This window comes from Pseudomonas sp. efr-133-TYG-23 (assembly GCF_030209215.1).
GTDB classification, from domain to species: Bacteria; Pseudomonadota; Gammaproteobacteria; order Pseudomonadales; family Pseudomonadaceae; genus Aquipseudomonas; species Aquipseudomonas rhodesiae.
Map to the genome: position 1 here is coordinate 133,729 of NZ_JARVSL010000002.1, position 24,212 is coordinate 157,940.

Annotated in this window: 22 protein-coding genes; 6 read left to right on the forward strand and 16 right to left on the reverse strand. The window is 62.0% G+C overall.

Annotation, left to right across the window (positions count from 1 at the left end; all coding sequences use genetic code 11):
- Nucleotides 1-5: 5 nt before the first annotated feature.
- The 5 genes from QRN41_RS01325 to QRN41_RS01345 all read right to left on the reverse strand — a co-directional run bounded on the left by QRN41_RS01325 (nucleotide 6) and on the right by QRN41_RS01345 (nucleotide 7,897).
- Nucleotides 6-1,328 (reverse strand): OprD family porin, encoded by a 1,323-nt coding sequence (locus QRN41_RS01325; protein ID WP_285421080.1) that lies wholly within the window; start codon nucleotides 1,326-1,328, stop codon nucleotides 6-8.
- 269 nt (nucleotides 1,329-1,597) lie between these two features.
- Nucleotides 1,598-2,962 (reverse strand): heavy metal sensor histidine kinase, encoded by a 1,365-nt coding sequence (locus QRN41_RS01330; RefSeq protein ID WP_167417278.1) that lies wholly within the window; start codon nucleotides 2,960-2,962, stop codon nucleotides 1,598-1,600.
- Nucleotides 2,952-3,629, reverse strand: a complete 678-nt coding sequence (locus QRN41_RS01335; protein ID WP_034095972.1) for a heavy metal response regulator transcription factor — start codon at nucleotides 3,627-3,629, stop codon at nucleotides 2,952-2,954. Before QRN41_RS01335 ends, QRN41_RS01330 begins: the two co-directional genes overlap by 11 nt.
- A 9-nt stretch (nucleotides 3,630-3,638) precedes the next feature.
- Nucleotides 3,639-6,734: a multidrug efflux RND transporter permease subunit gene (locus QRN41_RS01340; RefSeq protein WP_167417277.1), complete on the reverse strand. Its 3,096-nt coding sequence runs from the start codon at nucleotides 6,732-6,734 to the stop codon at nucleotides 3,639-3,641.
- Entirely contained in the window at nucleotides 6,731-7,897 is a 1,167-nt protein-coding gene (locus QRN41_RS01345) for an efflux RND transporter periplasmic adaptor subunit (RefSeq protein WP_285421081.1), read from the reverse strand. Before QRN41_RS01345 ends, QRN41_RS01340 begins: the two co-directional genes overlap by 4 nt.
- A 214-nt stretch (nucleotides 7,898-8,111) precedes the next feature.
- On the opposite strand from QRN41_RS01345, the gene QRN41_RS01350 reads away from it, so the two are divergent.
- On the forward strand, nucleotides 8,112-8,345 hold the full coding sequence (locus QRN41_RS01350; RefSeq protein ID WP_034111815.1) for a hypothetical protein: 234 nt from the start codon (nucleotides 8,112-8,114) through the stop codon (nucleotides 8,343-8,345).
- 164 nt (nucleotides 8,346-8,509) lie between these two features.
- The gene (locus QRN41_RS01355) at nucleotides 8,510-9,298 is read left to right on the forward strand and encodes a transporter substrate-binding domain-containing protein (protein ID WP_094065335.1); all 789 of its coding nucleotides are present in this window, start codon (nucleotides 8,510-8,512) and stop codon (nucleotides 9,296-9,298) included.
- Between the two features lie 28 nt (nucleotides 9,299-9,326).
- Here the strand turns inward: QRN41_RS01355 and QRN41_RS01360 are convergent, their stop codons facing one another.
- The 6 genes from QRN41_RS01360 to QRN41_RS01385 form a co-directional block, all read right to left on the reverse strand.
- Nucleotides 9,327-10,070, reverse strand: coding sequence for a YkgJ family cysteine cluster protein (locus QRN41_RS01360; protein WP_167417275.1), 744 nt, complete (start codon nucleotides 10,068-10,070; stop codon nucleotides 9,327-9,329).
- A 102-nt stretch (nucleotides 10,071-10,172) separates the two neighbouring features.
- Nucleotides 10,173-10,655 (reverse strand): GNAT family N-acetyltransferase, encoded by a 483-nt coding sequence (locus tag QRN41_RS01365; protein WP_167417274.1) that lies wholly within the window; start codon nucleotides 10,653-10,655, stop codon nucleotides 10,173-10,175.
- Between the two features lie 3 nt (nucleotides 10,656-10,658).
- Nucleotides 10,659-11,561: a chemotaxis protein CheV gene (locus QRN41_RS01370; RefSeq protein ID WP_034111821.1), complete on the reverse strand. Its 903-nt coding sequence runs from the start codon at nucleotides 11,559-11,561 to the stop codon at nucleotides 10,659-10,661.
- A 64-nt stretch (nucleotides 11,562-11,625) separates the two neighbouring features.
- A complete protein-coding gene (locus QRN41_RS01375) occupies nucleotides 11,626-12,600 on the reverse strand; it encodes a 2-hydroxyacid dehydrogenase (RefSeq protein ID WP_034137031.1) in 975 nt (324 codons plus the stop codon).
- Nucleotides 12,601-12,719: 119 nt separating this feature from the next.
- A complete protein-coding gene (locus QRN41_RS01380) occupies nucleotides 12,720-13,688 on the reverse strand; it encodes a LysR family transcriptional regulator (protein WP_034095981.1) in 969 nt (322 codons plus the stop codon).
- A gap of 99 nt (nucleotides 13,689-13,787) precedes the next feature.
- On the reverse strand, nucleotides 13,788-15,983 hold the full coding sequence (locus tag QRN41_RS01385) for a hypothetical protein (protein WP_167417273.1): 2,196 nt from the start codon (nucleotides 15,981-15,983) through the stop codon (nucleotides 13,788-13,790).
- A gap of 190 nt (nucleotides 15,984-16,173) precedes the next feature.
- Between QRN41_RS01385 and QRN41_RS01390 the strand changes: the two genes are divergently transcribed.
- From QRN41_RS01390 to QRN41_RS01405, 4 genes are read left to right on the forward strand one after another with little or no spacing between them, the layout of a single operon-like run.
- Nucleotides 16,174-17,685 carry an efflux transporter outer membrane subunit gene (locus tag QRN41_RS01390; RefSeq protein WP_167417272.1) on the forward strand — a complete coding sequence of 504 codons (1,512 nt, stop codon included), beginning with the start codon at nucleotides 16,174-16,176 and terminating at the stop codon, nucleotides 17,683-17,685.
- A 10-nt stretch (nucleotides 17,686-17,695) separates the two neighbouring features.
- A complete protein-coding gene (locus tag QRN41_RS01395; protein ID WP_034095983.1) occupies nucleotides 17,696-19,873 on the forward strand; it encodes an FUSC family protein in 2,178 nt (725 codons plus the stop codon).
- Complete coding sequence (locus tag QRN41_RS01400) at nucleotides 19,863-20,063, forward strand: DUF1656 domain-containing protein (protein WP_034095984.1); 201 nt, start codon at nucleotides 19,863-19,865, stop codon at nucleotides 20,061-20,063. Before QRN41_RS01395 ends, QRN41_RS01400 begins: the two co-directional genes overlap by 11 nt.
- Nucleotides 20,064-20,073: 10 nt before the next feature.
- Nucleotides 20,074-20,934, forward strand: a complete 861-nt coding sequence (locus QRN41_RS01405; RefSeq protein ID WP_034095985.1) for an efflux RND transporter periplasmic adaptor subunit — start codon at nucleotides 20,074-20,076, stop codon at nucleotides 20,932-20,934.
- A gap of 26 nt (nucleotides 20,935-20,960) precedes the next feature.
- On the opposite strand, the gene QRN41_RS01410 is transcribed toward QRN41_RS01405, so the two are convergent.
- The 5 genes from QRN41_RS01410 to QRN41_RS01430 all read right to left on the reverse strand — a co-directional run bounded on the left by QRN41_RS01410 (nucleotide 20,961) and on the right by QRN41_RS01430 (nucleotide 24,130).
- A complete protein-coding gene (locus QRN41_RS01410; protein ID WP_243269811.1) occupies nucleotides 20,961-21,416 on the reverse strand; it encodes a hypothetical protein in 456 nt (151 codons plus the stop codon).
- Nucleotides 21,406-22,272, reverse strand: coding sequence for an Ssp4 family T6SS effector (gene ssp4 / locus QRN41_RS01415; protein WP_243269810.1), 867 nt, complete (start codon nucleotides 22,270-22,272; stop codon nucleotides 21,406-21,408). Before ssp4 ends, QRN41_RS01410 begins: the two co-directional genes overlap by 11 nt.
- Before the next feature lie 165 nt (nucleotides 22,273-22,437).
- Entirely contained in the window at nucleotides 22,438-22,839 is a 402-nt protein-coding gene (locus QRN41_RS01420; protein WP_213633151.1) for a nuclear transport factor 2 family protein, read from the reverse strand.
- Entirely contained in the window at nucleotides 22,840-23,652 is an 813-nt protein-coding gene (locus QRN41_RS01425) for an SDR family oxidoreductase (RefSeq protein WP_285421082.1), read from the reverse strand.
- 13 nt (nucleotides 23,653-23,665) lie between these two features.
- A complete protein-coding gene (locus QRN41_RS01430; protein ID WP_123480664.1) occupies nucleotides 23,666-24,130 on the reverse strand; it encodes a multidrug transporter in 465 nt (154 codons plus the stop codon).
- Between the last annotated feature and the right edge of the window lie 82 nt (nucleotides 24,131-24,212).

The window sequence follows — 24,212 nt, forward strand, 5'->3', positions numbered from 1 at the left end:
GTGCCTCAGAACACATCAATCGGATAGTCGACGATCACCCGGTATTCATCCACATCGCGGTCTACTGCCGAGTAGCCGTTGCTGCCACGGTGGGTCGCCCATTGCAGGCGCATGGCCAGATCCTTGGCCTGGCCGCCTTGCACCACATATTTCAAATCGATATCCCGCTCCCAGTGCTTGGCGTCCTTACCGTCGGCGCTGTACCAGGCGCTGTAGCCACGGCTTTGCGGGTCGACCTGGGTCAAGTCGGTCTTGCCGCTGATGTAGGACACCGCCGTGGTCAGGCCGGGCATACCGAGGCCGACAAAATCATAGGCGTACTTGAGCTTCCACGAGCGCTCATTCGGACCGTTGAAGTCCGAGTATTGCTGGGAGTTGTCCAGGTACACGCTGTCGCCCTGGGTGATGTAGTCAAACGGCGTATTGCCGTTAACCCGCTGGTAGGCGGCGGTCACGCTATGGTTGCCCACGCCCACGGTCAAATGCAGGCTCCAGGTGTTGTTGTCGATATCCCCCAACAGGGATTGGCCGGTGTCCAGGGTGTGGTAGTAGTGCAGGCCCGGGTTGAGGCTGACCAGGTCGTTGAGGGCGTAGGTGTAGTCCAGATCGTAGTAGTACTGGTGCCAGACGTCCTTGAGCTCGGACGCATAGAGATTGCTGGTCACCCCCGGCACACCGCTGAATGACACACCGGCCCAATCCAGGTGTTGACTGCTGCGGTTATCGGGCAAGGCGCCGTAGCTGGCGCCGATGCGCCGATGGCCGCTCTGGTTGTAGAGCTTGGTGAAGCTGGCTTGGCCGCCCTCGAACAGCCAGCCGTCCAGGCTATGGTTGCTCAGGCTGACGCCACGAAAAGTCTGCGGCAGCATGCGGGTCATGCCACCGGCAATCACCGGGTTGTTGAGGAACAGGTCACCGGCTTTGAGTTCGGTGTCGAAGGCACGCATTTTCAGGGTGCCGCCGGCCGTGGAAAACGAACCGGGGGCCTTGCCGCTGTCGCTGCCATAGGGAAGGATGCTGGAACCATCGGTGCCGCCACCACCGTCGAGCTTGAGGCCCAGCATGGCGTGAGCGTCCATGCCGAAACCGACGGTGCCCTGGGTGTAGCCCGATTCGAAGGTGCCGATAAAACCCTGGCCCCATTCCTTGCTGTCGTCGGTGTGGATGTCGCGACGGTCGCGGTTCATATAGTAATTACGGGTGTCGATTCTAAGGTGTGAACCTTCGACGAAACCGTCGGTGGGGAGGCTGTCTGCTGCGTGGGCGAGGGGGATAATCGTTGCTGCAATCGCGAGGAATAACGGGGTGAACGTCAGTGAGTTCTTCACCGGTAAAGCTCCTTTGGGTCACTCGTAAACGGCCGGTGTCGTGGGGGATGCCCGGCCTTTTTGACGGCAAAAAAAAGCCGCTGAAGGTCAGCGGCTTTAAGACAGATTCCCAGCGTAGAGCCCTGGAAATAAGTCGAGGGAAATTCGGGTAAGCGGGTCAGCTGTCTTTGCCGTCGCGCTCATCGATGCGTCAAATTAACGCAGGCGAGCACTGCGAAACAGAGTGTAACAAGATAATAACTGTTGCCCAAACCGCAACAGTCACGCACTTAGAGCGGTAGGGTGATACCGAAAGTATTGCCACGGGTGTCGCTGCGCACAAACACATCCCCGCCGTGCATCAGCGCAATCGCTTTGACGATGGCCAGCCCCAACCCATGATTCGCCCCGCTGTTACGCCGCGAGGCGTCGACCCGATAGAAGCGCTCGAACAGCCGTGGCAGGTGTTCACTGGCGATTGTTTCGCCCGGGTTGGTCACGGCGATTGCCACCTGCTGCGCCTGCACCTCGATAGCTACGTCGATCACCTGACCTGGCGCGGTGTGTTGCACGGCGTTACTCAACAAGTTGATCAGCGCACGGCGCAGGTGGGCTTTTTCGATCTGTACCTGGGCGTCGCCGTGGACCCGCACTTGCACCTGGGCGTCTTCGAGGATGAAGTCCAAGTAATCGAGGGTGGTTGCCACCTCGTCGGCCAGTGAGCGTTCAATCAGTTTGGTGGCCTTGGTGCCCTGATCGGCGCTGGCCAGGAACAACATGTCATTGACGATCGAGCGCAGGCGTTCCAGCTCTTCCAGGTTCGATTGCAACACCTCCAGATAATGCTCGGCCGAGCGCCCGCGTGTGAGGGCCACCTGGGTCTGGCCGATCAGGTTGGTCAGCGGCGAGCGCAGTTCGTGGGCCACGTCGGCATTGAACGATTCCAGGCGCGAATACGCCTGCTCCACGCGGTCGAGGGTGGCATTGAACGAGTTGACGAACTGATTGAGTTCCGGCGGCAACGGCGATAACTGCAGGCGGCCGGAGAGTTTGGGCGGTGCCAGTTTCTGCGCTTCTTCCGAGAGTTTGCCCAACGGCTTGAGGCCAATGCGCGAGACCCAGAACCCCAGCAACGCCGCCAGCAACACGCCCACCAGCGCCAGGCTGACCAACGCCACCAGCAACTGATGCTGGGTGGCGCGGAAGTTTTCGGTGTCGACGGCGATCATAAAGCGCAGCGGCGGGCGCTGGTCCTTGGCCGGGAACTGGCTGACCAGCACTTTAAGCGGGTAGCGGTGGCCGGGCAGATGCAGGTCGCGCTTACCGGTGGGGCCGGCGGCGAAGGCGCGGATCTGCGCGTCGGGATTGCCGTATTCGTAGGCCGGGTCGTTGCTGACTACCCAGAAGTGAATGCGCTTGTCTTCTTCGCTCAGCAGCTTGAGTTTGTTGGTGATCTTGGCCCAGTGGTCCGGCGTGCCGAAGCGGTTCACCGAGGATTCGAGCACGCTGTAGCGCGCGTCCAATTCGGCCCCCGGCAACAGGCCCAGGCCGCGATCCACTTGTTGGTACAGCGCACCGCCGATCAACAGGAAGATCAGCGCCGCCACCAGGGTGAACATGCCGCTCAGGCGCAGCGCAATGGAATTAGCCGGCACTGCGGTTCTCCAGCACATAGCCCATGCCACGGATGGTGTGCAGCAGTTTGTGTTCGAACGGGCCGTCGAGCTTGGCGCGCAGGCGCTTGATCGCCACTTCGACCACGTTGGCATCGCTGTCGAAATTGATGTCCCAGACCATCTCCGCGATGGCGGTCTTGGACAGGATCTCGCCCTGGCGGCGCGCCAATACACTGAGCAGCGAGAACTCTTTGGCGGTGAGGTCCAGGCGCACGCCGTTGCGACTGGCCTTGCGGCTGATCAGGTCGATCCACAGGTCGGCGACCGTCACCTGCACCGGCTCATGCCCGCCGCTGCGGCGCGTCAAGGCTTGCAGGCGCGCCACCAGTTCGAGAAACGAAAACGGTTTGCCCAAGTAATCGTCGGCGCCTTCGCGCAGGCCACGGATGCGGTCTTCCACGCGCTCGCGGGCGGTGAGCATGATCACTGGCGTCTGCTTGCGAGCACGCAAGGCGCGCAACACACCAAAGCCATCGAGGCCGGGCAGCATCACGTCGAGCACGATCACTGCGTAGTCATTCTCCAGGGCCAGGTGCAAGCCCTCGACGCCGTCGCGCGCGACATCCACGGTGTAGCCTTGCTCCGTCAGACCGCGATGCAGGTAGTCCGCGGTTTTCTCTTCATCTTCGATAATCAGGACGCGCATGACCCCGCCTCATTCTGTGGTCGCCAGCGCGGGCGCTGGTGTGGGCCGATGGAAAATTTTTTCGAGGTACAAGTATATGACCGGCGTGGTGAACAGGGTCAGCGCCTGGCTCACCAGCAGCCCGCCGACCACGGCGATGCCCAGCGGCTGGCGCAGCTCCGCACCTGGCCCGGCGCCGAGCATCAGCGGCACCGCGCCAAGCAGGGCGGCGAGGGTGGTCATGATGATCGGCCGGAACCGCGTGAAGCAGGCTTCATAAATCGCTTCCTGGGGCGCCAGCCCGCGCACGCGCTGAGCCTCCAGGGCGAAGTCGATCATCAGGATGCCGTTCTTTTTCACAATGCCGATCAGCAGCACCAGGCCGATCAGCGCCATGATCGAAAAGTCCTGGCCCATCAAGGTCAGCATGATCAGCGCGCCAAGGCCCGCCGAAGGCAGGGTCGAGATGATCGTCAGCGGATGCACGAAGCTTTCGTACAGCACCCCCAGGATGATGTACACCGCCACCAGCGCCGCGAGGATCAGCCATGGCTGGCTGGCCAATGAACTTTGGAACGCCTGGGCCGCGCCCTGGAAGGTGCCGATGAGGGTGCTGGGCATGCCGATCTCGGCCTTGGCCTGGTCGAGCATGATCACCGCATCCCCCAGCGCCACACCGGGTGCCAGGTTGAAGGACAGGTTGACGGCCGGGAACATACCGTCATGGCTGATGGACAACGGCCCCACGGTCGGTGGGTCGACCTTGGCCAAGGCCGATAGCGGCACCATCTCGTTGGTCAGCGGCGAGCGCAGATAAAAGTAGTTCAGGCTCTCGGCCTTGCCGCGTTGTTGGCGGTCCAGCTCCAGCACCACTTGGTATTGGTTGATCTCCGTCTGGAATTCGTTGATCTGGCGCTGGCCGAAGGCGTCATACAGCGCTTGATCCACATCGGTGGCGGTCAGACCGAACCGCGCGGCGGCCTGCCGATCGATGCTGATGTGAGTGATGCTGCCGCCCAGTTGCAGGTCATTGGACAGATCGCGAAAGGCCGGGTTGGCGCGCAGTTTTTCGGTGAGGCGCTGGGTCCAGGTGTTGAGCGTCGGGCCGTCGTTGCTCTTGAGCACATATTGATATTGGGCGCGGCTGGGGCCGGAGCTAAGGTTGATGTCCTGGCCGGCGCGCAGGTACAGCACGATGCCCGGAACCTTGACCAGTTTCGCGCGGACGCGGTCGATAAACTGGCTGGCCGATACATCGCGCGACCCGCGATCTTTCAAGGCGATCCAGAAGCGGCCGTTGGCGATGGTCTGGTTGCTGCCGGTCACCCCAACCGCATGGGAGAACGCCTGCACCGCCGGGTCGTCCTTGATGATCTCGGCCAGCGCTTTGTGCTTGGCGACCATGTCCGGGAACGACACATCGGCCGCCGCCTCGCTGGTGCCGAGCACGAAACCGGTGTCCTGCACCGGAAAGAACCCTTTGGGAATAAACACGTAACCGACCACGGCCAACGCGAGAGTCACCCCGAAGATCGCCAGCATGCTGCGCTGATGGGCCAGTGCACGCCGCAAGTTACGCGCATAGCCGGCCAGCAGGCGCTCGCTGAAACCGGGTTTGGCATGGGCGTGATGGCTGGGCGCGCGCATGAATAACGCGGCCAGGGTCGGTGCCAGGGTCAGGGACACCACCACCGAAATCAGGATGGTCGAGGTGGCGGTCAGCGCGAACTCCTTGAACAGGCGTCCGACCACGCCGCCCATGAACAGCAGCGGGATAAACGCCGCCACCAGCGAAAAGCTGATGGACACCACTGTAAAGCCGATCTCGCCGGCACCCTTGATCGCCGCCGCGCGTTGATCGAGGCCGGCCTCCAGGTGGCGGTGGATGTTCTCCACCACCACGATGGCATCGTCCACCACAAAGCCCACGGCGATCACGATGGCCACCAGGGTCAGGTTGTTCAGGCTGAAGCCCATCAGGTACATCAGGGCAAAACTGGCGATCAACGACACGCCGAGCACGCTGGACACAATCAGCGTGGCCGACAGTTGGCGCAGGAACAACGCCATCACCGCCACCACCAGCAGGACCGCGATCAGCAAGGTCACTTCCACCTCATGCAGCGAGGCGCGGATGGTCTTGGTGCGGTCGCTCAGCACACTGACCTGCACCGAGGCTGGCAGCATGGCTTGCAGGCGCGGCAACTGCGCCTGGATGCGGTCCACGGTCTCGACGATATTCGCGCCGGGCTGGCGTGAGATCACCAGGTTTACCCCGGGTGTGTCCCCGGACCAGGCCTGCACGTAGGCGTTTTCCGAACCATTGATGACCTTGGCGATATCGCGCAATTGCACCGGCGCGCCGTCCTTGTAGGACACGATCAACCGTGCGTAGTCCTCGGGATGAAACAACTGATCGTTGGTCGACAGGGTCGATACGCTGTTATCGCCGTAGATCGCGCCCTTGGCCAGGTTCAGGCTCGACTGCTGGATGGCCAGGCGGATATCGGCGAGGGTCAGGCCGATGGCCGCGAGTTTGTCGGGGGAGGCTTGCACGCGGATCGCAGGACGTTGCTGACCGGTGATGTTGATTTGGCCGACGCCGTCGATCTGGCTGATCTGTCGGGCCAGCAGGGTTTCCACGTAGTCGCTCAGTTCGGTGCTGGGCATGCTGTCGGAGCTGACGCTGAGGATCAGCACCGGGCTGTCCGCCGGGTTGACCTTCTTCCAGGTCGGCAAACTCGGCATATCGCTGGGCAGCTTGCCGGACGCGGTGTTGATCGCGGCCTGCACTTCCTGGGCGGCAGTGTCGATGCTTTTGTCGAGGGTGAATTGCAGAGTCAGCAGGGTGGAGCCTAAGGCGCTGCTGGAGGTCATCTGGGTCACGCCGGGGATCGCGCTGAATTGCACTTCCAACGGTGTGGCCACGGACGAGGCCATGGTGTCGGGGCTGGCGCCGGGCAACTGGGCGCTGACCTGAATTGTCGGAAATTCCGCCTCCGGCAGTGGCGCGATAGCCAGGCGCGGGAAGGCAATCAGCCCGAGCAGTACCAGAGCGAAGGTCAGCAGCAAGGTGGCGACCGGATGGTCGACACACCAGGCCGACGGAGAGCGGCTGCCGTTCATGGCTGCACCGTGGCGTCGACGGTCTGGATCACCTGGGGCGGCTCTTTGAGCACCTCGACCCGGGCGCCGGCCTTGAGCCGCGACTGACCATCGCTGACCAGCACATCCCCGACCTGCACACCCCGGATCAGGCTGAGGTCGCTGTTCTGATAGGTGACCTGCACCGGCACCACCTCGACCTTGTCACCGTTGACCCGGTACACAAAGTGCGAATCCAGACCGCGCTGCACCACGGTCGGCGGCACCACCAGGGCGTCTCTATCGAGGGCGGTCTGGATCTTGAGGGTCACCAGTTGGCCGGGCCACAGGCGCTGGGCGGGGTTACTGAACTCGGCCTTGGCGCGCAGGGTGCCGGTGGTGGAGTTGATCTGGTTGTCGATCAGGCTCAGATGGCCCCGGCCCAGTAAATCGCCAGTCTGGCCGTCGGTGTCGGCGCCCAGATAGGCGTCGACACTGGCTTTTTCCGGCGCGGCGATCAGGCCTTGCAGGGTCGGCAGCATCTGCTGCGGCAGGGAAAATTCCACGGCGATCGGGTCGATCTGCGTCACGGAAAACAGCCCCTGGGCATCGCTGCTGCGCAAGAAGTTGCCTTCATCCACCGTGCGAATACCGACTCGGCCACTGACCGGCGAACGAATCTGCGTGTAGGAAAGCTGCACTTGAGCCGAATCAATCGCCGCCTGGTTGCCCTGGGCGGTGGCCTTGAGCTGGTTGACCAGGGCTTGCTGCTGGTCATAGGTCTGCTTGGACACGCCGTCATCGACACTCAACGCCTTGTAGCGCTTGAGGTTGACCAGCGCCACCTGCAACTGCGCCTGGCTCTCGCCCAACTGCGCCCTGGCCTGATCGAGGCTGGCGCGAATCGAGCGGTCATCCAGGGTAGCCAACAGGTCACCGGCCTTGACCCACTGGCCTTCCTTGACCAGCAATCGGGTGAGAATACCGTCCACCTGCGGGCGCACTACCACACTGTGCAGCGACAACACCGTGCCGATGCCGCTGACAAACCGAGGCACATCCTGCTGCGTCACGTTCACAACCCGAACCGGGATCGCGCTGGGCGCCGCCAGCCGGGGCTTGGCCGGGCGGGTCACGGCCCAGAGGGCAATCGCGGATACCACGAGGACAACCGCGATCAGGGCGGTTTTTCGCTGAATGTGCATGGGCTGAGGCGCCGGGACAGAGGAGTGAAAGGGTTGGCCGTCTTTATAGCCCGCCAACCCGGTCAGCAAGGTGACTGCTAACTGACAGCGCTGTCAGCAAACGCCGACCATTCGTACAGGCGGTGGTTAAAGATCCGAGGCGGGCAGGTATACTGCGCGCCAGCGAAGCCCGCAAGCCGGCTTCGCTTCATTTTTTGCATGCTCCGGAGCTTCCATGAATTCCCCGACACAATCCCCTGTTGAAGCGGCCGACCTCGCCGATCCGGCCAGCGCCGAAGGCGTTGAAAAGGCCGAGATCCCGGCGTTCAAGTTTCCCTTCAAGCCGGGTGAGCTCGCCGGAGCCAAGAACGCCGCACAGCCTTGGTACAAGAACGGCGCCAAGAACGGCCACACCAAAACCCCGGGCATGGCCCCGCCGGGCACTCGGCGCTCCATGGGTAAACGCTGAGAATAAAGTCGGTCGGTTAGTAATGGCGTTTGCCTACAAATACTGCTGATATTTCTGCTTGTAGGATGACATCCGTTTCCAGAAAGCTTGCCAGCTTCTTCCATGCCCCCAGGGTTACCGCGCAGGGATGGTGAAGTTGGTCTTTCCGGAAAAGGATGTTTCCCGTGGCTTTGATACACCTGTGTGTAGCGCTTGCCCTGTTGCTGTCGGTGGATGCCGTGGCGGCCGCTGAGCAACCGCGTGACGAAATCCGTTTCGCCGTTGCCGCACAATTCCCTCCGTTCCAGAGTCGCAACCCGCAAGGGCAACTGGTCGGCTTGAACATCGAGTTGGGCAATGCCTTGTGCGTGCAATTGAATGTGCGCTGCACCTGGGTCGACCAAGTGCAGGTCGAAGACTTCCGTGCGTTGGATGCCCGCCACTTTGACGCAATCATGGGCATTGCCCCCACTTCCAAACGGCGACGTTGGGCGAACTTCACCGATCTTCTCTATCCCTTTACCACCCGCCTGGTGGCGCGCAAAGCCTCCGGCTTGCAGCCCTCTGCCCGCTCGCTCAAGGGCAAGCGTGTCGGCGTGCTGCTGGGCAGTAACCGTGAAGCCTTCGCCCGCTCGAAATGGGCGCCCAAAGGTGTGATCGTCAAAAGCTTCTGGCTCAATGACGAACTGGTCCGCAGCCTGGTGGCGGGGGATATCGATGCCACCTTGCAAGGCACCGTGGAAATTCGCGAGGCTTTACTCGATACCCCCGAGGGCCAGGCTTTTGACTTTCTGGGCCCTCCCGTTTCCGCCGAGTTGCTGGGCGATGGCGTGGCGATTGCGGTGCGCAAGCCGGATACCGCGTTGCGCCAAGCACTCAACCGCGCCCTTGAGCAGCTTATGCACAACGGCGAGTATCAGCGCATCGTTCAACCCTACCGCCTCGATGCCCCGCCCATCGGGCATGACGGCTAGTATGTGAGCAGCCGAGGGGCGCAGCGACTTACGCCGCCCGCAACGGGATAAATGCGTAGTTGGCCGGCACCTCGGTCGCAATCTGCGCCCCGGCATCCAGCACCTGCTCGGCGATGTCCAGCCCGGACACATGAAACACCCACTCACTGGCCACTTTTGGTTGCTGCGCCGCGTGCTCAATCGCCTGGGCAAACGCGCCCATGTCCGGCAAGTAAGCCGTAAACCCATCGCCCTTGAGCGCGGTGGTGCGAATGCCCAGCAGTGCACACACCGCTTCCTTGGTCTGCACGTCGTCGCGGTCGGCCTGACGGGAGCGCTCAATCAACTGCGCCAATTCCCGGTCCACCAATTGACCCCCGACGATCAGTGCTGGGCCCTGTTCCCAGGATTCTGGCGGGCAGTCCTTGGCGGCAGGGTTCAACGGGATATGCGGGTTGATCTCCATCGGGTAGATGCGACACACCAGTGGGCGCCGTTCATAGATGCGGCACAGGTTATCTTCGTCAAGATTCCGACAGGGGCCGGCGTTGTAGGCGGCAAACGTGATGGCCACAAATGCTTCGGCAGTGCCGCTGGGAACCACCACCGACCGCCGTTCGGCATGCTCGCGTTGATGGGCGGGCAGGCCCAGGCCGTTGCCGAGAAAACCTTCCACCAGAACGATGACGTTACCGCCGTCGGCCGCCCACATACGGGCTTCGTCAAGGGTCAGCGGGACATGGTGGTCAGAGCAGCACTTGCCGCAACCGACGCAGGAAAAATGGGTATTCATGGCGGATCTGCTACCAGGCTAGGTCAGAGGGCACGCGGCAACGGTGACGGGTTTTTACCTCTGTTCGCCGTTGTGCGTCTCTGGAAGCAAGTTATGCGCCAGTCACTCGCGGTCAACCACGCCGCGCAGCACAAAGCCCATGCCCGCGCTTTCATACAGCCGCCGGGCGCGCAGGTTGCTTTCCAGTACTTTGAGGTCCACGTAGGGTTCGCCGCGCTGCTTGAACACCTGGAACGCGTGCAGCAACAACGCCCGCCCCAGCCCCTGGCCCTGAGCGCAGGGATGCACGCAGAGGTTCTTGATAAACGCGCTGGTCCAGCATTGCGCCACGCCGAGAATGCCCGACGGATTGCTGGCCACCAGACACAGGGTGGGGTCGAACTCCGCATCGGTGGTGAACTGAGCCTGCCAGGTGGGTAGGTCGGGCACGCGCCCGCCGCCTTGGTCCTGGGTCATGCGCAGGACCGCATGAATCGCCGGCGCCAGTTCTTCTCGGTAATGATCCAGCTGCGTACCGGCCGGCCACTGCGGGGCGGGCAGGCTGCCGCCGAGCGGGCGGCGTAGCAGTTGGAAATACTCAACCATCGATCAACGGCCTTGTTGCGCCACGGTCTGGGCGGCCACCACCAGGCACTTGGTCAGTTCTGGGGAGGAAAACTTGGTCAGCACCGCGTTGGCCCCGGCCAGGCGTGCTTTTTCGCTGTTCATGGCGCTGTCCAGGGAGGTGTGCAGCAGCACATAGAGGTGCTGGAAATCCGGGGTTTCGCGCAGAGTGCGGGTCAGGGCGTAACCGTCCATTTCGGACATCTCGATGTCCGATACCACCACGTTGATCTCTTCGCCGGTGCCTTGCAGTTCAAGCAGTACGTCGATGGCTTCCTTGGCACTGCGCGCGGTGTGGCAGGTCAGGCCGAGGTTGCGCAGGGTGTGCACCGACTGCTGCAACGCCACTTGGCTGTCATCCACCACCAGAATCCGCGCATGGCCGAGCACTTCGGCTTCTTCCATGGTCAGGTCGGTGGGTGCGGTTTCAATCGGTGCGGGGGCTATGCCGTGGATCACTTTTTCGATGTCGAGCACCTGCACCAGGCCGCCTTCCACCTGGGTCACCCCGGTGATAAACGCGCGGTTGCCGCCGGAGCCGTAGGGCGGCGGGCGGATATCGGTGGTCAGGCAGTGCACGATCTTGCTCACCGCCTGCACATGCAGGCCCTGCTTGGAACGGCTCACATCGGTGACGATCAGGCAGCCACCGTTCGGATCTTCCAGCGGCATCTCGCCGAGGGCGCGGCTCAGGTCGATCACCGACAGTGAGGAGCCGCGCAGGGTGGCGATGCCTTTGACGTGCGGGTGGGACTCCGGCAGTTTGGTCAGCGGCGGGCAAGGGATGATTTCGCTGACTTTCAGCAGGTTGATGGCCATCAGCTTGCCGCTGCGCAAGGTAAAGAGCAGAAGCGAGAGTGAGTCTGCGCGGGCTTTGGAGGTAGGCATAAAAACCTTCTGTGAATCAGGGAGGACGATCTATGGAAGGTTATCGACCTCCGCGGCCCAGGCTTTAGCCCTTCCACACTTGCGGGTTCACCAGGTCCTGGGGCCTGTGCCCGAGCAGGGCGCTACGCAGGTTGTCCAGGGCGCGGTTGGCCATGGCTTCGCGGGTTTCGGTGGTGGCCGAGCCGATGTGCGGCAGGGTCACGGCATTGCTCAGTTGGAACAGCGGCGACTCGGCCAAAGGTTCCTGTTCGTAGACGTCCAGCCCCGCGCCGCGAATGATGTGGTTCTGCAAGGCATGGATCAGCGCCGGCTCGTCCACCACCGGGCCGCGGGAAATATTCACGAGGATGGCGCTGGGCTTCATCAGCCCCAGCTCGCGGGTGCTGATCAGGTGACGGGTCTTGTCGCTCAACGGCACCACCAGGCAGACGAAATCCGCTTCGGCCAGCAACTGGTCGAGACTGCGAAACTGCGCGCCCAGTTCTTGTTCCAGCGCCGGTTTGCGGCTGTTGCCGCTATACAGGATCGGCATGTTGAAACCCAGACGCCCGCGCCGCGCGACTGCCGCGCCGATATTGCCCATGCCGACGATGCCCAGGGTCTTGCCATGCACATCGCAGCCGAACAACGGTGCGCCGACGCTGGCCTTCCATTGCCCGGCCTTGGTCCAGGCGTCCAGCTCGGCCACGCGTCGCGCACTGCTCATCAGCAGGGCGAAGGCCAGGTCGGCGGTGCTTTCGGTCAGTACGTCGGGGGTGTTGGTGAGCATGATTCCACGCTCGGTGAGGTACGGCACATCGTAATTGTCGTAGCCCACCGACACGCTCGATACCACCTCCAGCTTGGCCGCGCCTTCGAGCTGCGCGCGGCCCAGCTTGCGGCCCACGCCGATCAGGCCGTGGGCGTGGGGCAGGGCTTCAGCGAATTGCGCATTGATATCCCCCAGCTTGGGGTTGGGCGCGATGACTTCGAAATCCTGTTGCAGGCGTTCGATCATCGGCGCGGTGATGCGGCTGAAGGCGAGGACAGTCTTTTTCATGGCAGGCGGGGCTCATCGACTACGAAAGAATGCCAAGCACGCTAACATTCCTGTCGGCGGTTGTCAGGACACCGCCGAGCCAATCTGAGCACAGGCCCCAATGGGTTGTTTGTTGGCTATCAATTAGCCAACCGCACCCCACCCAAGCTGCCGCTTAATTCATACGCCACCAATTCGGCCTGATGAGCCGCCAGAATCTCCGGCAGCGAGCCGCGCAGGTATTCCACCCAGGTCTTGATCTTCGCATCCAGGTATTGGCGTGATGGGTAGATGGCGTACAGGTTCAGCTCTTGGGAGCGGTAGTTGGGCATGACCCGCACCAGGGTGCCGTTACGCAGGCCTTCGATGGCGGCATACACCGGCAGCAGGCCGACGCCCATGCCGCTGGTGATGGCGGTTTTCATCGCGTCGGCCGAGTTCACCAGGAACGGCGAGGTGTTGATCGCCACGCTTTCCTGGCCTTCGGGGCCATTGAACGTCCATTTGTCCAGCTGGATCACCGGGCTGACCAGGCGCAGGCACGCGTGGTTGAGCAAGTCCTGGGGGCGCTGTGCGCAACCTTTGGTCTTGACGTAGTCCGGCGAAGCGCAGGCGATGCTGTAGGTAATGCCCAGGCGCTGGGATACGAAACCCGAATCCGGCAATTCGCTGGCCAGCACGATGGACACGTCGTAGCCCTCGTCGAGCAGGTCCGGCACGCGGTTGGCCAGGGTCAGGTCGAAGGTAACGTCCGGGTGCGTGCGGCGGTAGCGGGCAATGGCATCGATCACGAAATGCTGGCCGATGCCGGTCATGGTGTGCACTTTGAGTTGCCCGGCGGGACGGGCGTGGGCGTCGCTGGCCTCGGCTTCGGCTTCCTCGACATAGGCCAGGATCTGTTCACAGCGCAGCAGGTAGCGTTTACCCGCCTCGGTGAGGGCAATGCGACGGGTGGTGCGGTTGAGCAAGCGGGTTTGCAGATGGGCCTCAAGGTTGGAGACCGCGCGCGAGACGTTGGCCGTGGTGGTGTCCAGTTGGGCGGCGGCGGCGGTGAAGCTGCCCGCTTCGGCCACGCAACTGAAGGCGCGCATGTTTTGCAAAGTGTCCATGGGGGGTTCTCAAGGGCGATGGCAAATTGTGACATGAAGTTGCCAGCAGGTGTGTATCCACTGGGCACGACCTAAGTCGAGGAAAACGCCTGCCAGCGCTCATTGCAATGTCCAGGCCTCGCTGACTTTCGCCACATAATGCGGCATGTAGGCCAGCAGCATCTGGTCCAGTGCCTGTCGCGTCCGAGCACGGCTTTGCGGTGTCGGCGCCGCAAGCGCGTCGGCGGCCTGCTGTGTCAGCGTTTCAACCGCCTGATCGAGTGCCGGGCCGATGCGCCTGAGCGCGTCCAGCTCAGCGTTCAGGACGCTGCCGGGCGATTGTCGGCCCATGGCGTCGAGCAACTTCGACAGGTCTTCGCTGTGTGCCTGTATATAAAGGTCCCAGCCGGGCCTGTCCTCGGGGTTGGCCAGGTAGCGGCGGGCGATCGGTAGCAGGTGGTCCAGCGAATCGGTGCCCCATTGCTCCTTGTGCAGCGATTGCCGGGTGCGCAAGGACTGCAACTGGACACCGGTGTAGTGGCTGAGCGGTTCCGGCAAGGCCAGGTCGCGATGCTTGTCGCGGGTATGACGGGTCAGAAGCACCACCGGTTGCCCATGCTTGATCTTGACCAATACATGGATGGACGGTTGTCGGGCGGGGTCGAGCAGCGAAGCGCTGATGGAGCGGATCAGTTCATCCCAGTCAAAGGTCTGCTTACCCAGGGCTGCGAGTACTTCGCGCAGTGCCGCGGCCACCCCTTTTTTGCACTTGAGCGGGGCGATATCAATGGACAGGTAGTCGCCACTCAGATGTGGATCGTCGGATGTTCGGTGGCTGACCTCAAGGGTCACGCCTTTACCACCCTCGGCTTGGGATGAGACCGAGGCGCTTACCGACCCGCTCAGTATTTGGCTCGAGGCCTTTATTTGATAGACGCACAACGCCTGCGGACGCAGAAGGGCGCGGTGCTGCTGGATCAGGTCGCGTATGTCGGCGTTTACCACTGGATCGACAGGTCCCAGGCTCTGAAGCAGTACGTAGCGCTCCAGCAGCGAGTGGGCCTGTTGAGTACGCAGGTCAACCACGGCGTTTGCGCGCGATGAGTTGAGCTGTTGAACAAAGTGTCGGCTGCTGGATGCCACATGCGCATTCAGATCCTCCAGCAGCTTGAACAGCGTGTCCGACGATGATTGCCGGGCGGCCAGTTGCTGCCGGGCTAGCCCCGGCGCGGTGTCGTACAGGCCTAGGATATCGAGCGTCTTGGATTGGACAGTGCGTTGCAATGTGAGCGCCATCGAAGTGTTGACCTTCAGGAAGCTGAAGACATCCAGCGCCAGTTTGCTGTCTGCAGTCATTTTAAAACCGCGTTCGGTCATGAGCGGCTGGTCGGTGTGTTGCAGGCAGGGCAATTCAACGTCCCCCAGGCCATTGCCGGCCAGTGCCTCCCGGGTGTAAGGCCGGCTCTGTGCGCTGTAGTCCCGATGCCTTTGCAAATGAAAACGGTCACTCAAAATGGCCGGAAGATTCCGTACCGTCCGGGCGATATTTTCACTTAGGGATGTACGCACGGAGTGGCTGCGGGCGTCGGCATAGTGCCCAAGGCTTGGGTATTCCCGTGAAGATAAATAGCCAATTCCCAGTTGATGACCTGACGTGGCCGCCGTCACGTTCGCCAGTGTCGAGTTCAGCTTGCCCAGTAGGGCAACCACGCGGGTGCTCCTGATGCGCTGGTCGTCGGTAGTTTCCACCAGGGAGTCGGCTGACAGGTAAGGTCCTGCACTTAACTGCCGCGTGGATTCCAGCGCGAATTCGTAGCCAAGGTGGCGATGGTTGATGCGTTTGCCACCGGCATCGATATAACCCAGCGCCGACAACACGCCTTGGGTCAGATGCGCGTGCCTGGCATCGCTGGCAGCGGCGCGGAACTGCCACTTGAGCGCGCGGCACAAACGATAGTCGGCTTCGATGTCCGGAGCATCGGCGCTGCGGTGGCGCTTGAGCAGGTGCTCGGCCTTTTTGAAAAAAACATAGCAATCGGGTAGTTCTTCAGCTGTCAGCTCCAGCCTGGCCGGACTGTTGGACAGTGTGCGGTGAAGCGCTTCGATCGCCTGGTTATCACGCGGGTCGCCGGCCAGGTTCACCACTTTTTCCAGCACCGTGTCGAGGATCCAGCGCACATCGCGTTGCAAAGGCAACATGCCTGGGGTCAGCGGTTCGGGATGGATATGCAGTTGCCTGCGCAAGCCTCTGGCGCAGGCGTCGGCGGGTGTCAGATGGGCGGCAGTGGGGGCAATGACGCTCAAGGGAGGAAGCATGGGCGGCTCCGCAAGGTTGACTATCGCCCATTCTGTAAGGTTCTGCGCACCGAACTATGTAGGGCAAGCGCCAGGATTATCGCCTGAACGGTAACAAAGATTCACAGGAATGCCTGCTTATCGACATCCCCCGCGCGCCCTAGAATTGCGTCACCTCTCCCGCTTCACCCATCTCAGGAATTCGCTTGCCGTGCCGCGTCGCATCAGCAGAGAGCTGAAGACTCTCAGTGTTTGGGCTTTATCGTTAGCAATCAGCGGCTGCATCGGAACCGGAGGAATCGCCCCACAAGGCCAGGCCCTCGACGCCAATCAACTGGCCACCGACGAGGCGATCCAGCACGCCGCGCAAGACGCCCATTGGCCCACCGTGCAGTGGTGGCAAGCCTACGGCGACCCGCAACTGGATCACTGGGTCGACCTCGCTACCCAGCACAGCCCAAGCCTGGCCATGGCGGCGGCGCGAGTGCGTGAGGCGCGGGCCATGGCCGGGTTGGCCGAGTCGGCCGAAGCGCTGCAGGTCAACAGCGATACCACCCTCAAACGTCACAACTGGCCCAAGGATCAGTTCTACGGCCCTGGCGAGCTGAGCGGTGCCAACACCTGGGACAACAATACGTCCCTGAGCTTGAGCTACGCCCTGGACCTGTGGGGTCGCGAAAGCAACGCCTCCGAGCGCGCGGTGGACCTGGCGCATATGAGCGCCGCCGAAGCGCGTCAGGCCCAGCTCGAACTGCAAAACAACGTGGTGCGCGCCTATATCCAACTGTCGTTGCACTACGCCAATCGCGATATCGTCGCCGCCACATTGGCCCAGCAACAGCAGATCCTCGACCTGGCCAACAAACGCCTCGACGCCGGGATTGGCACGCATTTGGACGTGAGCCAGGCCGAATCGCCGTTGCCGGAAACCCATCGGCAACTGGATGCGCTGGACGAAGCCATCGCCCTGAGCCGTAACCAATTGGCGGCGCTGGCGGGCATGGGGCCGGGGCAGGGCGCGCAGTTGCGGCGGCCGAGCCTGTCCCTGGCCGCGCCGCTCAAGTTGCCGTCGAGTGTCCCCGCGCAACTGCTTGGCCAACGCCCGGATGTGGTTGCCAGTCGCTGGCAAGTGGCAGCGCAGGCGCGGGGCATCGATGTGGCCCATGCCGGTTTCTACCCCAACGTCGATCTGGTCGGCAGCCTCGGTTATATGGCCACCGGCGGCGGCATGCTGGAATTTTTGGCTGGCAAAAAATTCAACTACAGCGTCGGCCCGGCCATCACGCTGCCGATCTTCGACGGCGGCCGCCTGCGCGCGCAACTGGGCGAAGCCAGCGCCGGCTATGACATCGCGGTGGCACGCTACAACCAGACCCTGGTCAATGCGCTTAAGGGCATCAGCGACCAGTTGATCCGTCGCGAGTCCATGGACAAGCAGCAGACCTTCGCCGCGCAATCGGTGGCCTCGGCGCAGAAAACCTACGACATCGCAATGATCGCCTATCAGCGCGGCCTCACTGACTACCTCAACGTGCTCAACGCCCAGACCCTGCTGTTTCGCCAGCAACAGATCGAGCAGCAAGTGCAGGCCGCACGCCTGAGCGCCCATGCCGAACTGGTGACCGCCCTGGGCGGCGGCCTCGGTGCCGGCGACGACGTGCCGGCACCCGCCAAGACCGTTCCGAGCAAGACCCCGGCGGCGCTGGCCGCGTTCGATCACTGAGAAGGTTGCGATGACTCCCTTGCCTGCACCGCTGCGCTGGCTGCGTTCCCTTGAGTGGCGCCGTGGTTTCTTCGATTGGGCACGCAGCGACGGCGTGACCTGGGTATACATCTTCAAAGTACTGATCGCGGCATTCCTTACGCTATGGCTGGCCATGCGGCTGGAGTTGCCGCAACCGCGCACCGCGATGATCACGGTATTTATCGTGATGCAGCCGCAGAGCGGCCAAGTGTTCGCCAAGAGTTTTTACCGCTTCCTCGGCACCCTGGCGGGGTCGGCGGTGATGGTCTTGTTGATCGCCCTGTTTGCGCAGAACACCGAGTTGTTTCTCGGTGCGCTGGCGATCTGGGTTGGCATTTGCACCGCTGGCGCCACGCGCAACCGCAACTTTCGCGCCTATGGGTTTGTGTTGGCCGGGTATACCGCCGCAATGGTCGGCCTGCCGGCCCTGGCGCATCCGGACGGCGCCTTTATGGCGGCAGTCTGGCGTGTGCTGGAGATCTCTTTGGGGATCATCTGCTCGACCCTGGTCAGTGCCGCGATCCTGCCGCAGACCTCCAGCGCCGCCATGCGCAACGCGCTCTACCAACGCTTTGGCGTGTTCGCGCTGTTCGTCACCGATGGCCTGCGCGGGCGCAGCCAGCGCGACGGCTTCGAGGCCAGCAACGTGCGCTTCATCGCCGAAGCCGTGGGCCTGGAGGGGCTGCGCAGTATCACGGTGTTCGAAGACCCGCACATGCGTCGGCGCAACGGTCGCCTCAGTCGCCTCAACAGCGAATTCATGAGTATCACCACCCGCTTCAACGCTTTGCACCAGTTGCTTGAACGCCTGCGCACCGATGCCGCCGACCATGTGGTGGCCGCGATCAAACCGGGCCTGCAAGACCTCGCCGAAGTGCTCGACGGTTTCTCCGGCCGCGCCCTCACCAGCCCCGATGCTGCGCGGCTGGTCAACCAACTCAGCGCCTACAAGGACAGCTTGCCGGCCACGGTGCGCAGCCTGCGGGCGCGCTTTCAGGAGGGCAACCCCAGCGACGCCGAACAGCTGGATTTTCACACCGCCTACGAGTTGCTGTACCGCTTTGTCGACGACCTGCATAACTACGCGCAAACCCACGCCTCCCTGGCCGAGCACAGCCATGCGCGGGAAGACTGGGACGAACCCTACACACCGAAAACCAACTGGCTGGCCTGCGCCGCTTCGGGGATTCGTGCGTCGTTCATCCTGATCGTGCTGGGCAGCTACTGGGTGGCCACCGCCTGGCCCAGCGGCGCAACGATGACGATGATCGCAGCGGCCACCGTCGGCCTGTCCGCCGCCACGCCCAATCCCAAGCGCATGGCGTTCCAGATGGCCTGCGGTACCTTGATCGGTGCCCTGGTGGGCTTTGTCGAAATGTTCTTCGTGTTCCCCTGGATCGATGGCTTCCCGTTGCTGTGCGTGATGCTCGCACCGGTGATCATCCTGGGCGCATTCCTTGCCTCACGCCCGCAATACGCCGGTGTCGGCGTGGGCCTGCTGATCTTTTTCAGCACCGGCTCGGTGCCGGACAACCTCACGGTCTACAACCCTTACACCTTTATCAACGACTACATCGCCATGATCATCGGCATGCTGGTGTGTGCGGCGGCAGGGGCGATCATCCTGCCGCCCAACAGCCGCTGGTTGTGGCGCCGCCTGGAACAGGACCTGCGCGAACAGGTGGTGTATGCCATCAGCGGCAAGCTCAAGGGCCTGGCCTCCAGTTTCGAGAGCCGTACCCGCGACCTGTTGCACCAGGCTTATGGCCTCGCCGTCGGCCAGCCGCAAGTGCAGCGCAACTTGCTGCGCTGGATGTTTGTGGTGCTGGAGGTCGGCCACGCGATCATCGAGTTGCGCAAGGAACAGGCAATCCTGCCGGTGCACCCGGCGTACGCCGAATCCCAGCCGTGGCGCCAGGCGATCCGCGTGATGGGGCGCTCGCTGGTGCGGCTGTTTCTGCAACCCAGCGCGAGCAACCTGGAGCGCGGGCTGGTCGCGGTCGACCATGCGATCAGCCGCGTGCAGGCCACCGACGAACCCTTCGCCCCGCACTTCGATACCTCGGCCCTGCGCCGGGTGAAAAGCTACCTGCACTTTATCCGTACCTCGTTGCTGGACCCGCAATCACCCCTGGCGGCCCTCAAAGGAGCCCCGCATGCCCCGTGAAATCGCGTTCCACGGCATTTATATGCCGACCATGACCCTGATGTTCCTGATTGCCGCAGTGCTGGCCTGGGGCCTGGATCGCTTCCTGGCCGGCTTCGACCTGTACCGGTTTTTCTGGCATCCGGCGTTGCTGCGCCTGAGCCTGTTCGTTTGCCTGTTCGGCGCCCTGGCGCTGAGCGTCTACCGTTGAGAATGCACTGATGAAAAAGTTTTTCAGCCTGCTTGCCACCTTGCTGGTACTGGCCCTGGCGATCTGGATTGGCCACACATTGTGGGTGCACTACATGCAAACCCCGTGGACCCGCGATGGTCGCGTGCGCGCCGACATCATCAATGTCGCCGCCGACGTTACCGGTGAAGTGGTCGACGTGCCGGTGCGCGACAACCAGTTGGTAAAAAAGGGCGACCTGCTGATGCAGATCGACCCGGAGCACTACCGCATCGCGGTCAAACAGGCCCAGGCGCTGGTCGCCTCGCGCAAAGCTACCTGGGAAATGCGCAAGGTCAACGCCCACCGCCGCGCCGATCTGGACGCCCTGGTCATCTCCAAGGAAAACCGCGACGACGCCAGCAACATCGCCGACTCGGCCCTGGCCGATTACCAACATGCGCAGGCCCAGCTGGAAGCAGCCGAACTCAACCTGAAACGCACTCAGGTCGTGGCGGCCGTGGACGGCTACGTCACTAACCTCAACGTCCATCGCGGCGACTACGCCCGCATCGGCGAGCCCAAGATGGCCGTGGTGGATATGCACTCGTTCTGGGTCTACGGCTTCTTCGAAGAAACCAAGTTGCCCCATGTGAAAGTCGGCGACAAAGCCGATATGCAACTGATGAGCGGCGAGACGCTAAAGGGCCATGTGGAAAGCATCTCCCGCGGCATCTACGACCGCGACAACCCCGAAAGCCGTGAACTGATCGCTGATGTAAACCCGACCTTCAACTGGGTGCGATTGGCCCAGCGGGTGCCAGTGCGGATTCATATCGATGAAGTGCCGCAAGGCGTGCTGTTGGCGGCGGGGATCACCTGCACCGTGATCGTCGACCAAACGCAGAATTGAGATGTGGGGGCAGATCAGGCACTGCTTCAGGTTTTTGCGTGGGCTCTTATTTTTCGTCGACGTTTGACCCGCAGCATGCTGACGTAGCGGCGATGGTTTCTTGTGTTAAGGATCAGCAGGCAGAACAGCGATTGAAACAATGGAAATAGCGCAAACAAGGTAACGGGGTGGTTACCTAAGTATTCCGCTGCAAGCAAAGCGTTCAAAATTGCAACACTCACAAGTGCGGGGGGGCCTGAGCGAAACCCCCTCATTACCAAGGCTAAACCAATGCACATACTCATCACGAGTATGACGCTTGCCGCTACCGCGTATGCGCTGGGGAGATAGTGGATTCGGGTGTAGTAAGACAGACTATGTGACAGATTGCCCGCGCTACTGACCAAGTTCATCGAAACCGCGGTCCCTACAGTGAAAGCAAAGCGCTTGGTGTAGATGCGAACTGTACCGGGGCGCTGCGAGGGCTCGACTTTAGTGATCATAGCTCTCGAACTCCTCATAAATTGCGATGATGATGTGGTTGGTATTTCCAGATAGGCTGCTGCCAGTCACGGCAAGAATGGCGCCCAGCTGATCGCCAAGTTGAAGGAGAATGTCCTGGCGTAGTTGGGGATTGCTAAAGCGTTTGGGAAGTTTTCCGGCCAGCTGTTTTAGTCGGATTATTTCGCGGGGATGACGGGGGTTTTGCAGGCGTAGTATTTCGTTGGTCAGTTTTGCGCGATCCTGGCGGCTCATGTGTCTCAAAATATCAGTCAGGTTGCGACCCGTCGCATGTTTGATAGTCATGACAGTTCTAACTGTGACAAAGCTAGTGCTTCCTGCGCCAACCAATGAAATGCCGTCTAAGGCCAAACTCATTGTCTGATACCAATTCAAGCTGTCGTAATAGTCGTTTTCTGCCGGGTTGGTGAGTTCTTTGTAGGTTCGCCAAAGACCGTTGATACATTGCACGCCACTAGCAGCAGCAGCCGTGTAAGCAATGTAAGTGACTGCAAGACTTGAACCCGCGCTAAGGGGAGCCGCCGCGACGCCTGCCTTGGCGAAGTAGATTCCAAGTACAGCACCGCCGCATGATAGAGCCATTCCCGATGCTTCTTTCCACAGCTGCGACTCACGCGACGAGCTTGCCGCGAGTTGCGCATACTCATCGGCAGACATCGCCGGCCCTGCCACTTCCCGCACGATCACTCGCTTGGGCCTGATACTGCACAACGGCACAAATTCGCGCAGCACCGTCACCTGATAGTCGCTGCCAATATGCACCACCCCAGCCCCGACGATGGCTGGGATGGCGTCGATGGTTCGATAAAGCTCAGGCAGGTCCAGCAGGCTGGTCAATCGCTGGCGAGTCGTGGTGTGTGCATCCGGCACACCGCTTCGTATGAAGTTGCTAGGCATCCTTTCAACTGTAAGGAGACAGAGGTGAAAGAGCCTGTGGATAGTTTCCTGGTAATGATGTCAGGCAGTTCGCTGTTTTATGTAGGAACTGGCCGGGTAGTTATTTCACTGCGCGACATACGTCTCATGCAAATGCCGCCACAACAGCGCACCACTGGCCTGTTTCTCGAACACCACGGTGGCGCGGCGGTCGGTCTGGGTGCCGCTGTCGTCCACTTGATGTTCGCGATAGGTCACCGTGGCGCCGCGCGCGTGGCGGTCAATCCCGGTCATTTCGCTCAAGGTGATTTTCAAGCCAGGGCGCATGCCGCCCAGGCGGGTGAACAGCGCCTTGACGCCGGCCGCATTCACCCGTGCGCCGGTGGCGGGGGCGATCATGCTGAAATCCGGAGAGAAGCGTGCAAGCAGGTTTTCCAAGGTTGCGTCGGGCGCAACGCCGGCAAACCATTGTTCGATCTCGACGTGGGTCTGGATTACTTCTTCGAAAAAGTCGCTGTAGTCGATCATTTACATACTCCCATTCAAACCAAAGCGTTTTTTCAACACGGTTTCCAATAATCCTTTGGGCAACCACGCCGCCAGCAGCGGCAACGCCCGGCTGCCATTGCCCGAGCGCAACAGGCGCGGCGGTTGCGATTGTTGCACCGCCTTGAGCACATCGGCCGCGAACACGGTTGCGGGTGTCGGTTTGTCCTGGGACGCCTGGCTGCGCGCACGAATGCCATCGCGCAACGGCCACCAGGGCGATTGATCGTTGATCAGCAGTTCGGCCTGGGCGCCGGCGTTTTTGGCGAAGTGGGTGTCGATAGCCCCGGGTTGGACCTCCATGACGCGCACGCCAAAGGGCGCCAGTTCCATGCGCAGGGCATCGCTCAACGCATGTACGGCGGCCTTGGATGCGCAGTAAGCACCGGCGAACGGCGTGACCAGCACGCCGGAGACGCTGCCGATATTCACCACCAGGCCCTTGCGTTTGCGCAAGGCCGGGAACAGCGCCTGGGTCACGCCGACAATGGAAAATACGTTGGTTTCGAACTGGCGCTGCATGGCCTCGGTGCCGCCGTCGAGCAGCGGGCCCATGGCGCCGTAGCCGGCATTATTGATTAGCACGTCCAGCTCGCCCAAGTGTGCGGCCAGGGCTTTCAGCGCGGTGGCATCGTTGACGTCCAACTGCACGGCGTGAAAGCCGGCTTGGTTGAGGGCAATCACGTCATCCTTGCGGCGGGCGCTGGCCAGCACGTCATAGCCGGCGGCTTTGAACGCCTCGGCCAGGGCGCGGCCGATACCGCTGGAGCAACCGGTGATCAATACGTTGGGCATGGAGAGTCCTTTATCAGTCCGCGAAGCTGCCTTGCAGATGCTCGGCACGAAATTCCAGGGTTTGCGCGCGGTAACCGGGGCGTAGCGGTGGGGTGGGCAGGCAATCGTCCCAAGTGGCGCCGGCCTGCAACTCGCCGGGGCCGCGATAGCGCGGGGCGGCGTAGACGTTGTCGGCCAGGTTCACGGTGTCGCCCGGTGCGTAGGCCGCGACGCGCCAGCGCAGTTCGGTGAGGGGCACGTCGTTGCCGTTGTTCAGGGTCAGCTTCAGTGGCCGATCGGCTGGGCAGTCCTGCGGCGCGTAGGTGATGCGCAGTTCCAGGCGCGCCAATTGTGAGGCTTCGCGGTTGTCCAGCCAAACCACCCAAACGGCCACGCAACCCAGGCCCGCCAAGGCCGCGAGGGACACCGGCAGTGCTTTGGCCGGGTAGCGCAGCAGCAGGATCAGCCAGGTGATGATCAGAAGAACGCCGAAGAACATGGAGACCACCTCGAGTTTGGAACCAGCATCCTAACTTAAGCGTAGGAGGGATGGGGCAGCTCCAGACACAAGAAGGCGTATC